The following is a 14,167-nucleotide window of genomic DNA, read 5'->3' on the forward strand; positions in this document are numbered from 1 at the left end:
GCGGGTCAGTAGCCGACGGTGAAGCGCTCGCGGACGTGCTTCGGGTTCTCGATCTCGTCGACCACCGCGATGGCGAAGTCGGCGCCCGAGATGAACGAGTCGCCGTTCTCATCGGTCACGAGAACATCGCCGCCGTCGCGGTAGTGTCCGGTGCGCTCGCCCGGGTTGAACGAGCCGAAGCCGCCCGCAGGGTGGATGAAGAACCAGTCGCGGCCGCTCTCGTCGGCCTGCAGATCGTCGAGGATGCCGATGGCCTCGAGCGCCTCGTCCTTGAACTCCTCGGGGAAGCCGCTGTCGATCAGACGCGGGCCGCCCGGTGCGACGAGGCTGCCGCCCGCGCCGCCGACGACGCCGACGCGCACGTTCTCCGGCAGGCTCTCGACCAGCAGCGCCGTGTTGGGACGCACCTGACCCTGCATGTCGCCGCGCGGCGCCACGGCCGAGACGACGACATCGACGCCCTCCAGCTGAGCGACGAGCGCGGGCACGTCCAGCAGCGTGCCTTCCAGGTAGGTCGCGCCTTCGATGCGCTCGGCGGGCACCTTGCGGGCGACCGAGACCACGGTGTGTCCGCGCGAGACGGCCTCCTCGACGATGTGGCTTCCGGCGTAGCCGGTTCCTCCGATGACGGCGATGCGTGCCATGACTGTTTCCTCCGTTGGATATCGAGTGCGGACGCGGGCCCGCGCGTGGCCGATCAGCGAATCGGCTGGGTGTGCCAGATGCGGTCGATGTAGTCGCGGATCGAGCGATCCGACGAGAAGAAGCCCGTTCGGGCGACGTTCAGGATGGCCGAGCGGGTCCAGGCATCGCGGTCGGCGTAGGCGGCATCCACCCGCTCCTGGGCCGCGATGTACGAGGTGTAGTCGGCCAGCACCATGAAACGGTCGTCGTAGAGGAGGTTCGACACGACGGGCTCGAAGGTCGAGCGGTCACCGTCCGAGAAGGCTCCCGAGCCGATCAGGTCGAGCGCACGGCGAAGCTCGTCGTCGGCCTGCGCGAACTCGCCCGGACGGTAGCCCGCAGCCCAGAGCTCCTCGACCTCGGGCTCGCTCATACCGAACAGGAAGAAGTTGTCGTCGCCGACGAGCTCGCGGATCTCGACGTTCGCGCCGTCGTCGGTGCCGATGGTCAGCGCGCCGTTCAACGCGAACTTCATGTTGCCCGTGCCCGACGCCTCCTTGCCGGCGAGGGAGATCTGCTCCGACAGGTCGGCGGCGGGGATGACCCGCTCGGCCAGCGTCACGTTGTAGTTCGGCGGGAAGACGACCTTCAGCCGCCCCTCGAGACGCGGGTCGTTGTTGACGACCGCTCCGACGGCGTTGATGAGGTGGATCACGCGCTTCGCCATCGCGTAGCCGGGGGCCGCCTTGGCCCCGAAGATGAAGGTGCGCGGCTGCAGATCGGATGCCGCCACCCGGCCCGACACGACCCGCTCGTAGAGCGTGACGATGTGCAGCAGCTTGAGCGTCTGGCGCTTGTACTCATGCAGTCGCTTGACCATGACGTCGAGCAGGTGGTCGTCGGCGATCGCGAAGCCGTCGCGCTTCATCAGCACCTCGTTCAGGCGGCGCTTGTTCGCCGCCTTGACGTCGGCGAAAGCCGCCCGGAAGTCGGGGTCTTCGGCATACGACTCGAGCTCGCGCAGCCGCTCCAGATCGGTGAGCCAGCCCGTGCCCAGCGCGGCCGTGATCAGCTCGGAGAGCTCCGGGTTCGCGAGGCGCATGAATCGGCGCGGCGTCACCCCGTTCGTCACGTTCGTGAACTTCTCGGGCATCATCTCGTCGAACTGGTGGAGCACCTTCTCGCGCAGCAGCTGCGAGTGGAGCTCCGCGACGCCGTTGACCTTCGAGCCGGCGACCGTCGCGAGGTAGGCCATGCGCACGGCCCGCTGCTCGGAGACGATGGACATGTCGCGCAGTCGCTGCTCGTCGTCGCCGAAGCGCTCGCGCACGCGCAGCAGGAACTCGTCGTTGATGCGGTAGATGATCTCGAGGTGTCGCGGCAGCAGCCGACCGAGCAGGTCGACGGACCAGACCTCGAGCGCCTCGGGCAGCAGCGTGTGGCACGTGTACGCGAAGCATTTCTGGGTGATCGCCCACGCGGCATCCCAGTCGAGCTTCCGCTCGTCGACCAGGACGCGCATCATCTCGGGAACCGCGATGACGGGGTGCGTGTCGTTGAGCTGGAAGATGACGCGGTCGGGCAGGTCCTCGAGGTCGAAGTCGTCGGGCAGGACCTTCGTCATGTAGTCGGCGATGGATGCCGCCACGAAGAAGTACTGCTGCTGCAGACGCAGCTCCTTGCCCTGCGGCGTGGAGTCCTCGGGGTACAGCACCTTGGAGATGTTCTCCGCGAACGTCTGCGCACGCACCGCCTCGACGTAGTCGCCACTGTTGAAGGTACGAAGGTCGAACGCCTTCGTGGCCTCGGCGCTCCACAGCCGGAGGGTGTTCACCCGTCCGTTCTGGTAGCCGGGGACCATGTAGTTGTAGGGCACGGCACGGACGCTCCACGCCGGTACCCACCGACTGCGGATCACACCGTCATCGTCGTAAGTCTCGGTGTGGCCGGCGAACGACACGGTCTGCGCCGACTCGGGGTGCCGGAACTCCCACGGCGAACCGAGCGCGAGCCAGGCATCCGGCTTCTCGATCTGCTCGCCGTTCCGGAAGACCTGGCGGAAGATGCCGTACTCGTACCGGATGCCGTAGCCGATGCTCGGCACGCTCAGGGTCGCCAGCGAGTCGACGAAGCACGCCGCGAGGCGCCCCAGGCCGCCGTTGCCCAGCCCCGGCTCGACTTCGTGTGCGCGCATCGTGTCGATGTCGATGCCGCACGCGGCGAGCGCCTCGGTCGCGATGTCGGTGAGACCCGACGCGAGCAGGTTGTTGTCGAGCTGACGACCGAGGAGGTACTCGGCCGACAGGTAGCACACGGCCTTCCGCTGGTCCTCGCGCTGACGCCGCTGGTCTTCGAGCCACCGCGCGACGAGGTAGTCGCGCACGGTGGCGGCGAGCGCCATGTACGTGTCGGTCTCGGTCGCGGACGAGAGCGCGACGCCGCGTTCCATGTTGAGGTTCAAAAGGAACTCGCGAACGAAGCCGTCGACCGTGGCCGGGGGCGACGTCACCGGCGCGAGCGCCAGCGGATGGGTCGCAGCGATCGTGCGGGAATCGGAGGTCTTGTCGTTCTCGCTCACGGTTCGAAACTACCCGCTCCATCGAGATCGCGTCGGGTGGTCCGGCATCGACCGCGTGGAATTTACAGGAAGGTCATCGCCCGGTCACAGCCCGACGATGGCCGCCGATCACTCCTGAGCGGCGCGGATCGTGGCGACCTGGTAGAGCGCGACGGATGCCGCGATACCGGCGTTCAGCGACTCGGTCGCCGACGAGATCGGGATCGAGACGACCTGGTCGCACGTCTCGGTCACGAGGCGCGACAGGCCCTTGCCCTCGGAGCCCACGACGATGACGACGGGGCGATCGGCGAGCTGCAGCGACGGCAGCTCGACATCACCGCCGCCATCGAGCCCGAGCACGAAGACGCCCTGCTTCTTGAACTCCTTGAGCGTGGTCGTCAGGTTGGGAGCGATCACGACCGGGATCCGCGCAGCCGCGCCGGCACTGGTCTTCCAGGCGGCCGAGTTCACTCCCGCCGAGCGCCGCTGCGGAACGATGACGCCCTGGCTGCCGAAAGCGGCGGCCGAACGCATGATCGCCCCGAGGTTGCGGGGATCGGTGACACCGTCGAGAGCGACGAACAGCGGAGTCTCACCCGCGTCGATGACCTCCTCGAGAAGGTCCTGCGGGTGCCCGTACTCGTACGGGGGCACCTTGATGGCGACGCCCTGGTGCACGCCGTCGAACCCGGCCATGCGGTCGAGCTCCTGACGGGTGACCTCGAGCACCGGGATGCCGCGGTTCGTGGCGATCGACAGCATCTCCTTGACGCGGTCGTCCATCTCGACGCGCTGTGCGATGTAGAAGGCGGTCGCGGGGATCTTCGCGCGCAGCGCCTCGAGCACGCTGTTGCGGCCCGTGACCGTCTCGGTGTCGTCACCCGACTTCGACTTCGGCGCGCGGTTCGAGCTGCCCTGACGCTGCTGCGGCTTGCCGCCGGCCGCGACATAGCGCTCCTGGGCGGCCTTGCGCTTGCCGGCGGGGTGCCAGGCGCGGTCCTCGGCCTTCGGGGTCGGGCCGCGGCCCTCGAGCGAGCGACGGTTCTTGCCGCCGGTGCCCTTGGTGGGGCCCTTCTTCTTGCCGCGTCCGGCGGACGGGTTTCCTGGCTTAGCCACGGTTCACACTCCAATGGGTCCCCTCGGGACCATCTTCGAGGACGATGCCGGCCGCCGCGATCGCGTCGCGGATACGGTCGGCCGTCGTCCAGTCCTTGGTCGCGCGCGCTTCGGCGCGCTGGTCGATCATGGTGCGCACGAGCGCATCGAGAGCGGTGGTCTCGGCATCGTCGCCGGGCGCATCGGCAGGGTCGAGCCCGAGCACCGCGAGCATCCCCGACACCGCACCGGCTGCGACGGCGGCTGCGTCGTGGTCGCCCTCGTCGAGGGCGGTGTTGCCCGACCTGACGGTCTCGTGCAGGGCCGCGAGCGCCTGCGGCACGGCCAGATCGTCGTCCATCGCCGATGCGAACGCAGCGGGGAGGCCGGTGTCTCCGTCGAACCCGTCGGGCAGCACGCGGGCGGCGCGCTGCAGGAACGACCGGATGCGGCCGAGAGCGACTTCGGCCTCGTCGAAGCTGGCCGGCGTCAGGTCGAGACTCGACCGGTAGTGCGCGGCTCCGAGCGCGTACCGCACGACGCGGGGGTCGCGCTCGCGCAGCACGTCTTCGGCGAGCAGGAAGTTGCCGAGCGACTTCGACATCTTCTGATCGCCGACGGTGACCAGGCCGTTGTGCACCCAGTAGCGAGCGAAGGCATCGCCGGCGGCGGTCGACTGAGCGAGCTCGTTCTCATGGTGCGGGAACCGGAGATCCAGCCCGCCCCCGTGGATGTCGAACTCGGAACCGAGGTAGCGCCGGCTCATCGCGGAGCACTCGATGTGCCAGCCGGGGCGGCCGATCCCCCAGGGCGAGCTCCACGCGGCATCCGCCGGCTCGTCGGGCTTCGCGCCCTTCCACAGGGCGAAGTCGCGCGGGTCGCGCTTGCCGCGCGGATCGGCGTCGGCAGCAGCCTCCATCGCGTCGAGCGACTGGCGTGTCAGCGAGCCGTACTCGGGCCAGGACCGCACATCGAAGTACACATCGCCGGAACCATCGGGAGCCGCATAGGCGTGACCGCGCTCGACGAGGGTCTCGATGAGCTCGATCATCTGCGGAACGGATGCCGTCGCCCGCGGCTCGTAGGTGGGGGGCAGCACACCGACGGCGGAGTACGCCCGTGTGAACTCGAGCTCGATCCGGTAGGCGAGCGCCCACCAGGGCTCGGCATCCGTCGCGTTGGCGAGGATCTTGTCGTCGATGTCGGTGACGTTGCGGACGAACGTCACCCGTCCGTGGCGGTGTTCGAGCCAGCGTCGCAGGATGTCGAATCCGACGGCGGCCCGGACGTGCCCGATGTGCGGGCCCGACTGGACCGTCGGTCCGCAGACGTAGACCGTGACGTTCGACGGGTCGCGCGGCGCGAAATCGCGCAGCGCCTGCGCGCGGGTGTCGTAGAGGCGAACGGTCACTGCACCAGCCTACCGGCGGGGCGCCGCACCGCCGTGGCACGCGCGCGCTCACGAAGGCGGTAGAACTGGAGGGTGCTGTCCGTGATCGCCGTCCTCGTCGCGGCTGTGCTGTTCGGCACGACCGGCACGGCGCAAGCCCTCGGCCCCGATAACACGACGCCGCTCGGCGTCGGAGCCGCCCGCCTCATCGTGGGTGGCACGGCGCTCGCGGCGGTCGGACTGTCGATCGGGGCCCGGCGGCAGCGCACTCGCTTCTCGCGCGACGGCGCCCGTCCGGTCGGAGGTCCCCGGGCCGTCGCCCTCATGGCACTGACCGGACTCTGCCTCGCGCTCTATCAGCCGCTGTTCTTCCTCGGCACGGCCCGCAACGGCGTCGCGGTCGGCACGGTCATCGCGCTCGGATCGGCCCCCGTGCTGGCGGGTCTGCTGGAGTGGGCTCTCACGCGACGGCGTCCGACGACGTCGTGGATGACGGCCACGGCACTGGCAACGGCAGGAGTCGCGCTGCTCGCCGTCGCGGGAGGCGGGTCGGCCGGAGCGGACGGTCTCGGCGTACTGGGGTCGCTGGGTGCGGGCGCGTCGTTCGCGGTGATCGCGAACGCGCAGCGCCGGCTGATCTCCGGCGGGTGGGACGCCTTCACGGTCTCGGGCGCCATGGGCGCGGGAGCCGCGGTGTGCGGGGTCGCGATGGTGCCGTTCACCGACATGGGGTGGCTGTCCGATCCGCGGGGCTGGACGATGGCCCTCTGGCTCGGCATCGCAACGGTCGCGCTCGCCTACGGCCTGTTCACCTGGGGCCTCGGCGGGCTGAGCGCCGCGACCGCGGCCACCCTCACCCTCGCCGAACCCCTGACGGCCAGTCTGCTGGGCGTCGTCGTGATCGGCGAGCGCCTCGCCCCGCTGGCGCTGGTCGGGCTCGCGGTGCTGGCCGCCGGGCTCGTGCTGCTCGCCGCGACGTCGCGGTCCCGCCGCAATCCCGCCCCGACACCCCTGGAGGCCTGACATGACGGAATCCCTCACGATCGTCCGCGATGACCTCACCGGCGCGGCGACCCGTGGCCTCATCGCGGCGCATCTGGCGGGCATGCTCGCGAACACGCCCGTCGAGAGCGTGCACGCGCTCGACCTCACCGAGCTGCAGCATCCGTCTGTGCGGGTCTACTCGGCCTGGGTCGGCGGCGAGATCGCCGCGGTCGGGGCCTTCAAGACCTTCGACACCGATCGTGCGGAGCTGAAGTCGATGCGCGTGGCGGACGCGTTCCTCGGACGCGGCTGGGGGCGCGCGATGCTCGGGCATCTCGAGCGCGAAGCGCGCGACGCCGGCATCCGCTCGCTCTGGCTCGAGACCGGGTCCGGTCCCGACTTCGTCGCAGCGCGCCGTCTGTACGAGAGCGCCGGTTTCTCGTACTGCCCGCCCTTCGGGGACTACTCCCTCGACCCGCTGTCGGTCTTCATGACGCGGGACCTCGACCCCGCGTCCGAGTCGGCGGGTCGCTGACCCCGCCGGGCGAGGCCTCGATCGCGCGCACTTCGACGCATCAGGCACAGCTGGAACCGCGCTTCATCCGCGAAACTGCGCCCGACCCGTGCCGGATACCGGCTGAGGGTCAGCGGATGCTGTGAACGAGCGCGACGGCGGTCGCTGAGACGCCTTCGCCGGTGCCGGTGAACCCGAGCCCGTCGGTCGTCGTCGCAGCGACGGAAACCGGCGCCCCGAGGGCATCGGTCAAGATCGCCTCGGCCTCGGCCCGGCGCGGCGCGAATCGCGGCCGGTTGGCCTGCACCTGGACCGAGACGTTTCCGATCGCGAAACCTGCCTCGGCCACGAGGTCGCGGACGCGCTGGAGGAAGACGACGCCCGAGGCGCCCGCGTACTCGGGGCGGTCGACCCCGAAATGGGTGCCGATGTCGCCCAGGCCCGCGGCCGCGAGGACCGCGTCGACGATGGCGTGAGCGACCGCGTCACCATCGGAGTGGCCGCGCAGTCCCGGTTCGCCCGGCCATTCCAGACCCGCCAGACGCAGGGCACCGTCGCCTCCGAACGCGTGGACGTCGGAGCCGATGCCGATGAGCGGGAGCACGGATGCCGCGACCGCGGCGGGCCGCAGGAGATGACGCGCGCGGTCGAGGTCGGCGGGCGTGGTGATCTTGAACGACAGGTCGTCGCCCGCGACGGTGTGCACGGGGTGACCGGCGGCGGCGAACAGTGCGGTGTCGTCGGTGTGCTCCTCGGTCGCTTCCGCGTACGCTCCTTCGAGGAGCCCGCGCGGGAAGCCCTGGGGGGTCTGCGCCGCGACGAGCGGTGCGCGGTCGACCGCTTCATCGACCAGGGAGCCGGTCACGCGCTTGAGCGTGTCGACGACGGGCCGGACCGGTACCACCCCCGCGCCGGTCCGCTCGACCTCGTCGATGACCCGTCCGAAGACCTCCGGCGGCGTCAGCGCACGAGCGGCGTCATGGACGAGAACGATCTCGACGTCGGCCCACAGGGCAGCGAGGCCCGCGGCGACCGACTGCTGACGCGTGTCACCGCCGACCACCACCGAGACCAGGTCGGAGCGTTCACCGAACGCCGCCTCGGCCTCGGTTCGCGCATCGCCTTCTCGCCCGCGCGGCGCGACGATGACGATCTGCGCATTCGGTGCCGCAGCGACGCCCTCGAGAGCGTGCCTCAGGATCGAATGCTCGTCGATGCCCACGAAAGCCTTCGGCGCTCCCGCCGAGAGCCGGGTTCCAGAACCGGCCGCGACGACGATGACCGCGACGCGCGGAACGGGAATGATGCCCACGGCAGGGGATGCCGAGTCGGCCTCAGGAGGCGAGGACCTCGTCGAGGACGCCCGAAGCGTGGTCCTCGTCGGCCTTGAGCGCGAGAGCGATCTCGGACACGAGGATCTGACGCGCCTTGGCGAGCATGCGCTTCTCACCGGCGGACAGACCGCGGTCCTGATCGCGACGCCACAGGTCGCGCACGACCTCGCTCACCTTGATGACATCGCCCGAGGCGAGCTTCTCGAGGTTGGCCTTGTACCGACGCGACCAGTTGGTCGGCTCTTCGGTGAAGGGGGCACGCAGGACGTCGAACACGCGCTCGAGGCCGTCCTTGCCGATGACGTCGCGGACGCCGACCAGATCGACGTTGTCAGCCGGGACCTCGATGATGAGGTCTCCCTGCGTGACGTTGAGCTTCAGGTATTTCTTCGTCTCGCCCTTGATGATCCGGTCCTTGACCTCGATGATCGTGGCTGCCCCGTGGTGGGGGTAGACGACGGTTTCGCCAACCTCAAAAAGCATGGAGTTATATCCCTTCGGCAACATCCAGGATAACACAGGGGGCATACAGTAAGGTTTGCCGCCGCTTGTGCCCGGCGGCATCCCCGCGGTGTCGGCACGCGGGGCCCGGCACCCTCTAGACTGCTGAGGACGCCGTCTGCCTGCCTGGAGGATCCGTGAAACTGCGAATCGTCGCTTCGATTGCCGTGGGCGCCGCCCTGACCCTGGGAGCCACCGGCTGCAGCATGATCTCGCCGCAGGCGACGACCATCGACTTCTCGGCATCCGACGGCGTGAACATCCCGCCCTCCGGCCCGCTCGACGTCCGCAACGCGATGGTCATCGCCGACGAGTCCGGCACGGCAGGCAACTTCCTCGCCGCCATCGTCAACCCGACCGACGAAGACCACACGCTCATCTTCGGCTTCGGCGACGACACGACCACGCTGAAGGTCCCCGCCCGCGGCAGCGTCAGCCTCGGCGTCGACGGCAACGAGCCGATCCTGCTCGACGGCATCGACACCAGGCCCGGTGCGACGCTGCCGATGTCGTTCCAGTCGGGCGACGCCGAAGGCGTACGCATCGACGTGCCCGTCCTCGACGGCACGCTCCCCTACTACACCGAGTACGTCCCGCGCGAGGCTCCGACCCCGTCGGCCACCCCCACGCCGTCGGCCACGCCGACCCCGTGACGGCGCGACGCCTCTGACTCCACGGGAAAGGGCCCGGCGATGATCGCCGGGCCCTTTCCCGTCCTCCCGCTCGTTCGCGGGCTCAGCCCTCGAAGCGGTAGCCGAGTCCTCGCACGGTCAGCAGCATCGACGGCTGACCGGGATCGGTCTCGATGCGCGACCGGATGCGCTTGATGTGAACGTCGAGGGTCTTCGTGTCGCCGAAGTAGTCGCTTCCCCACACGCGATCGATCAACTGGCCGCGGGTCATCACCCGGCCCGCGTTGCGCATGAGGACCTCGAGCAGCTCGAACTCCTTCAGCGGCATGTTGATCACCCCGCCGTCGACCGCGACCGTGTGACGGTCGAGGTCGATCGTGACCCGGCCGCCGGCGAGAACGCGCTCGTCGACGTCGACCTCCGCGGTCGCGGCCCGGCGCAGCACGGCCCGCATCCGAGCCAGCAGCTCGCGCGACGAGTACGGCTTCGTGACGTAGTCATCGGCACCGAGCTCGAGCCCGACGACGATGTCCACCTCGGAGTCCTTGGCCGTGAGCATGATGATGGGTGTCTTCGAGGTCGTCCGGATGATGCGGCACACCTCGGTTCCCGGCATCCCGGGCAGCATGAGGTCGAGCAGCACGATGTCGGCTCCCCGCGACTCGAACGCCTCGAGGGCGGCAGGCCCGTCTTCGGCGATCTCGACCTCGAACCCCTCCCGTCGCAGCAGATACGCCAACGGGTCGGCGAGGTCGGGCTCATCCTCCACGAGCAGGACACGGGTCATGATGGGTCTCCCTTGGGCCGGGCGGGCAGCGCCCGGACGATCTTCTTCCTGGTCTTCCTCACCGGCGGCACGGCACCGTCGGGCGCGGCGATCGCGGGCAGCCGGATCGTGAAGGTGGAGCCGCGTCCGGGGCGCGACCACAGCTGCACCTCGCCGCCGTGGCGCTGCACCGCGTGCTTGACGATCGACAGTCCGAGGCCCGTGCCACCGGTGCGGCGCGAGCGGGCGTAGTCGGCGCGATAGAAGCGCTCGAAGACACGCTGCTGCTCGCTCTCGGGGATGCCGATACCGCGATCGGTCACCGCGATCTCGACCGTGTCGCCGGTACTCCGGATGCCCACGCCGACCTGACTCGCGGGCGGCGAGTAGACGATCGCGTTGGCGATCAGGTTGCCCACCGCTTCGCTGAGCACCTGCACGTCGCCCCGGACGTAGAGCCCGCGGTCGCCGCCCCGCACGAGCGCGACACCCGCGGACTCGGCGGCGATCGCATGCGTCTCGATCGCCGACGTCACGATCTCGTCGATCGCGACATCCCGCAGCTCGGTCAGCTCGTCGGACGACTGCAGTCGCGACAGGCTCATGATGCGCGAGGTGAGGTTGCCGAGCCTCATCGCCTCGGCACTCAGCCGGCCGGCGAACGAACGCACCTGCTCGGGGTCGTCCGCGGCAGACTCGATCGCCTCGGCGAGCAGGGTGACGGCGCCGACCGGGGTCTTCAGCTCGTGGCTCGTGTTCGCCACGAAATCACGTCGCATCTCCGCGAGCCGCTCGCGCTCGGTGATGTCGCGCACGAGCACCAGCGTGAACCGATGGGTGATGCTGCTCGCCCGAGCGACGATCAGCCGAGGCTCGGACGGCGCGACTCCCCGACGGAGTCTCAGCGTGCCCGTCTCGGAATGCGCGACACCGCGGGAGGACCGGAGCAGTTCGCGCAGCTCGTCGCCCGGGACCGTCTCACCCTCGAACAGACCGAACAGCTCGGCCGCGGGCGACGTCGCGACGATCGTGAACGAGGCGTCGACGATGAGCGCAGCCTCGTCGAGGGCCGAGAGCACGTCGCGCGCACCCGCGGGGAGGTCGCCGTCGGCCTGCTCCTGCGCCTGAGCACGAGCACGCCAGGCCAGGAAGGCGACAGCGCTGATGAGAAGGCCGACGAAGACGCCCGCGAGAAGGGCGACCAGCGCGAGCTGCGTCGGATTCATTCCTCCAGATTAAGACGCGACACGGCGCCCGCCCCTCCCGTCTGGGCCGTTCCTCGCCCGACTCGGACTGATGTTCATCGGCTCGGCACCGTTCGTTAACCTTGTCGAGCGACAATCGCGTCGCCGTGAGTACGGCGTCGTGCTGTCTCCGCAAGAAGGAAAGGTGCTCCGATGCGCGAAGTCTTCCACCAGTCCCTCGAGGACGTCCAGACCCGCCTGGTCGAGATCTCCGAGCTGGTGACCGTCGCGATCGAGAAGGCCACGCGTGCGTTCGGCACGAGCGACATCACCCTCGCCGAGGAGGTCATCGACGCGGACACCGTGATCGACGACAAGGCCATCGCGATCGACGAACTCGCCATCGAGATCCTCGCCCGCCAGCAGCCGGTCGCGCGCGACCTCCGCATCGTCGTCTCGGCGCTGCGGACGAGTGCGTCGCTCGAGCGCATGGGCGACATCGCCGAGCACATCGCGCAGCTGACCCGCATGCGTTTCCCCGAGCGCGCCATCCCGAAGGGCCTGAAGGGCACCTTCACCAAGATGGGCGAGATCGACGTCGAGGTGGCGCGCACACTGACCGAGCTGCTGCGCTCGGAGGACCTCTCCCTCGTCGAGACGCTGCGCGCTCTCGACGACCGGCTCGACGACCTCCACCTGAGCGTGTTCGAGAAGGTCCTCAGCGAGAACTGGCAGGGCGAGGCGGCGGCCACCGTCGACGCGACCCTCGCCAGCCGTTACCACGAGCGCTTCGCCGACCACGCCGTGACGGTCGGCAAGCGCGTGGCGTACCTCGCGACGGGCGAATGGCGCCCCGACACCGAGACGATCAACGTCATCGTGAACGAGGGCGGTCTCTGACCGGCATCCGATCGACGACGAAGGGGCGGTGCCGATCGGCACCGCCCCTTCGTCTGCGTCGTGCTTACGCCTTGCCCTGATTGGCCACGGCGGCGGCGCCGGCGGCGGCCGCCTCGGGGTCGAGGTACTCGCCCGGACCGAGCGGCTTCAGGTTCTCGTCGAGCTTGTACACCAGCGGGATGCCCGTGGGGATGTTCAGCTCGGCGATGTCGTCGTCGCTGATGCCCTCGAGCTGCTTGACGAGGGCGCGGAGCGAGTTACCGTGAGCCGTGACGAGCACGGTCTTGCCGGCGCGCAGGTCGGCGGCGATGTCGGACTCCCAGTACGGAAGCAGCCGGTCGATGACGAGCTTCAGCGACTCGGTGCGGGGCACCTCTCCGTCGATGCCGACGTAGCGCGGGTCGTCGACCTGGCTGTACTGGTCGTCGTCGGCGAGGGGCGGCGGCGGGACGTCGAACGAACGGCGCCACAGCATGAACTGCTCGTTGCCGAACTCGGCGAGGGTCTGCGCCTTGTCCTTGCCCTGCAGCGCGCCGTAGTGACGCTCGTTCAGGCGCCACGAGCGCTTGACCGGGATCCACAGGCGATCGGCGGCGTCGAGGGCGATCTGCGCGGTCTGGATCGCGCGGCTGAGGACGGACGTGTACAGCACGTCGGGCAGCAGACCTGCCTCGGCGAGCAGCTCACCGCCGCGCTGGGCCTCGGCCTTGCCCTGGTCGGTCAGTCGGACGTCGACCCATCCGGTGAACTGGTTGGACTTGTTCCACTCGCTCTGCCCGTGGCGGAGGAGGATCAGCGTGTACGGCGCACTCATGCTCCGAGTCTACCGAGCCGGGGCCTGCGATCATGGGGGCATGGCCCCGGGACATATCGGGCAGGCCACCCGTGGCACCACGAACACGAACCGCCTGCGTCGCGTCGATCGCTGGATCGCGCGGCATCCTGTGCTGCGCCGCGCCGCCGACCCCCTCGTGATCGATCTCGGATACGGTGCGAGCGGGGTGACGGCGTTCGAGCTCGAGGCGCGGCTGCGGCCCGCTCGCCGGGAAGTCGAGGTTCTCGGACTCGAGATCGATCCCGAGCGCGTGGCCCGTGCACGCGCGCAGCTCGAGGAGGTGCGCGCAGGACGCACGACCTTCGCACGGGACGCCCGAGTCGGCTTCGCGCGGGGCGGATTCGAGGTGCCGGCGCCGGACGGACGCCGGCCCGCCGTCATCCGTGCCTTCAACGTGCTGCGTCAGTACGACGAAGCGGATGTCGCCGACGCGTGGGCGCGGATGAGCGCCCGGCTGTCGCCGGACGGGATGCTCGTCGAAGGCACCTGCGACGAGATCGGCCGCGTGAGCACCTGGATCGAGGTGGGGCCGGATGCCGCGCCCCGCAGCCTCACCGTCTCGCTTCGACTCGCCGGTCTGGAATCCCCCGCGATCGCCGCCGAGCGTCTGCCGAAAGCGCTCATCCACCGCAATGTCGCGGGCGAACGCGTGCACGACCTGCTGTCGTCGCTCGATCACGAGTGGCGGCTCGCCGCGCCGGCGTCCACCTTCGGCCCCGTGCAGCGGTGGCGTTCCGCTCTGACCGCGATGGCAGCCCGCGGATTCGACCTCGGCGACCGCTCCCGGTGGCGTCTGGGCGAGTTCACGGTGCCCTGGAGCGCGGTCGCACCGCGCTGACGCCCACGGC

Annotated in this window: 14 protein-coding genes; 5 read left to right on the plus strand and 9 right to left on the minus strand. The window is 69.7% G+C overall.

The window, feature by feature from the left end; translation table 11 throughout:
- Positions 1-5: 5 nt before the first annotated feature.
- The 4 genes from AA0Y20_RS13545 to cysS all read right to left on the minus strand — a co-directional run bounded on the left by AA0Y20_RS13545 (position 6) and on the right by cysS (position 5,690).
- Complete coding sequence (locus tag AA0Y20_RS13545; protein ID WP_412935261.1) at positions 6-644, minus strand: NAD(P)-dependent oxidoreductase; 639 nt, start codon at positions 642-644, stop codon at positions 6-8.
- A gap of 53 nt (positions 645-697) precedes the next feature.
- The gene (locus AA0Y20_RS13550; RefSeq protein ID WP_412939651.1) at positions 698-3,166 is read right to left on the minus strand and encodes a glycogen/starch/alpha-glucan phosphorylase; all 2,469 of its coding nucleotides are present in this window, start codon (positions 3,164-3,166) and stop codon (positions 698-700) included.
- 144 nt (positions 3,167-3,310) lie between these two features.
- Entirely contained in the window at positions 3,311-4,300 is a 990-nt protein-coding gene (rlmB, locus tag AA0Y20_RS13555) for a 23S rRNA (guanosine(2251)-2'-O)-methyltransferase RlmB (protein WP_412935264.1), read from the minus strand.
- Positions 4,293-5,690: a cysteine--tRNA ligase gene (gene cysS, locus AA0Y20_RS13560; protein WP_412935267.1), complete on the minus strand. Its 1,398-nt coding sequence runs from the start codon at positions 5,688-5,690 to the stop codon at positions 4,293-4,295. The genes rlmB and cysS overlap by 8 nt, the downstream gene beginning before the upstream one ends.
- Positions 5,691-5,762: 72 nt before the next feature.
- On the opposite strand from cysS, the gene AA0Y20_RS13565 reads away from it, so the two are divergent.
- Positions 5,763-6,692, plus strand: coding sequence for a DMT family transporter (locus AA0Y20_RS13565; RefSeq protein WP_412935269.1), 930 nt, complete (start codon positions 5,763-5,765; stop codon positions 6,690-6,692).
- Between the two features lies 1 nt (position 6,693).
- On the plus strand, positions 6,694-7,188 hold the full coding sequence (locus AA0Y20_RS13570; protein WP_412935270.1) for a GNAT family N-acetyltransferase: 495 nt from the start codon (positions 6,694-6,696) through the stop codon (positions 7,186-7,188).
- A 109-nt stretch (positions 7,189-7,297) separates the two neighbouring features.
- Here the strand turns inward: AA0Y20_RS13570 and ispD are convergent, their stop codons facing one another.
- Both ispD and AA0Y20_RS13580 read right to left on the minus strand, forming a co-directional pair.
- Positions 7,298-8,479 (minus strand): 2-C-methyl-D-erythritol 4-phosphate cytidylyltransferase, encoded by a 1,182-nt coding sequence (gene ispD / locus AA0Y20_RS13575; protein WP_412935272.1) that lies wholly within the window; start codon positions 8,477-8,479, stop codon positions 7,298-7,300.
- A 22-nt stretch (positions 8,480-8,501) separates the two neighbouring features.
- Positions 8,502-8,984, minus strand: a complete 483-nt coding sequence (locus tag AA0Y20_RS13580) for a CarD family transcriptional regulator (protein ID WP_023954865.1) — start codon at positions 8,982-8,984, stop codon at positions 8,502-8,504.
- A gap of 155 nt (positions 8,985-9,139) precedes the next feature.
- On the opposite strand from AA0Y20_RS13580, the gene AA0Y20_RS13585 reads away from it, so the two are divergent.
- Positions 9,140-9,655, plus strand: coding sequence for a DNA modification methylase (locus AA0Y20_RS13585; protein ID WP_412935275.1), 516 nt, complete (start codon positions 9,140-9,142; stop codon positions 9,653-9,655).
- 82 nt (positions 9,656-9,737) lie between these two features.
- On the opposite strand, the gene AA0Y20_RS13590 is transcribed toward AA0Y20_RS13585, so the two are convergent.
- Together AA0Y20_RS13590 and AA0Y20_RS13595 are read right to left on the minus strand one after the other, a co-directional pair.
- The gene (locus tag AA0Y20_RS13590; protein WP_412935277.1) at positions 9,738-10,421 is read right to left on the minus strand and encodes a response regulator; all 684 of its coding nucleotides are present in this window, start codon (positions 10,419-10,421) and stop codon (positions 9,738-9,740) included.
- Positions 10,418-11,626, minus strand: a complete 1,209-nt coding sequence (locus tag AA0Y20_RS13595; protein WP_412935279.1) for a sensor histidine kinase — start codon at positions 11,624-11,626, stop codon at positions 10,418-10,420. The genes AA0Y20_RS13590 and AA0Y20_RS13595 overlap by 4 nt, the downstream gene beginning before the upstream one ends.
- Positions 11,627-11,797: 171 nt before the next feature.
- Here AA0Y20_RS13595 and phoU point away from each other — a divergent pair, with 171 nt between their 5' ends.
- Entirely contained in the window at positions 11,798-12,484 is a 687-nt protein-coding gene (gene phoU / locus AA0Y20_RS13600; RefSeq protein WP_412935282.1) for a phosphate signaling complex protein PhoU, read from the plus strand.
- Positions 12,485-12,548: 64 nt separating this feature from the next.
- Here phoU and AA0Y20_RS13605 read toward each other — a convergent pair whose 3' ends face one another.
- Positions 12,549-13,298: a phosphoglyceromutase gene (locus AA0Y20_RS13605; RefSeq protein WP_412935284.1), complete on the minus strand. Its 750-nt coding sequence runs from the start codon at positions 13,296-13,298 to the stop codon at positions 12,549-12,551.
- Positions 13,299-13,338: 40 nt separating this feature from the next.
- Here AA0Y20_RS13605 and AA0Y20_RS13610 point away from each other — a divergent pair, with 40 nt between their 5' ends.
- Entirely contained in the window at positions 13,339-14,157 is an 819-nt protein-coding gene (locus tag AA0Y20_RS13610) for a class I SAM-dependent methyltransferase (protein ID WP_412935287.1), read from the plus strand.
- Positions 14,158-14,167 lie beyond the last annotated feature (10 nt).

It is taken from the genome of Microbacterium pratiae (assembly GCF_047302165.1).
Taxonomy (GTDB): domain Bacteria; phylum Actinomycetota; class Actinomycetes; order Actinomycetales; family Microbacteriaceae; genus Microbacterium.

Bases quoted from the DNA above. Each gene is read 5' to 3' on its own strand.
- AA0Y20_RS13605 (WP_412935284.1), bottom strand. From the start codon at position 13,298: ATGAGTGCGCCGTACACGCTGATCCTCCTCCGCCACGGGCAGAGCGAG.
- phoU (WP_412935282.1), top strand. From the start codon at position 11,798: ATGCGCGAAGTCTTCCACCAGTCCCTCGAGGACGTCCAGACCCGCCTG.
- AA0Y20_RS13610 (WP_412935287.1), top strand. From the start codon at position 13,339: ATGGCCCCGGGACATATCGGGCAGGCCACCCGTGGCACCACGAACACG.
- AA0Y20_RS13580 (WP_023954865.1), bottom strand. From the start codon at position 8,984: ATGCTTTTTGAGGTTGGCGAAACCGTCGTCTACCCCCACCACGGGGCA.
- AA0Y20_RS13570 (WP_412935270.1), top strand. From the start codon at position 6,694: ATGACGGAATCCCTCACGATCGTCCGCGATGACCTCACCGGCGCGGCG.
- AA0Y20_RS13590 (WP_412935277.1), bottom strand. From the start codon at position 10,421: ATGACCCGTGTCCTGCTCGTGGAGGATGAGCCCGACCTCGCCGACCCG.
- AA0Y20_RS13545 (WP_412935261.1), bottom strand. From the start codon at position 644: ATGGCACGCATCGCCGTCATCGGAGGAACCGGCTACGCCGGAAGCCAC.
- AA0Y20_RS13595 (WP_412935279.1), bottom strand. From the start codon at position 11,626: ATGAATCCGACGCAGCTCGCGCTGGTCGCCCTTCTCGCGGGCGTCTTC.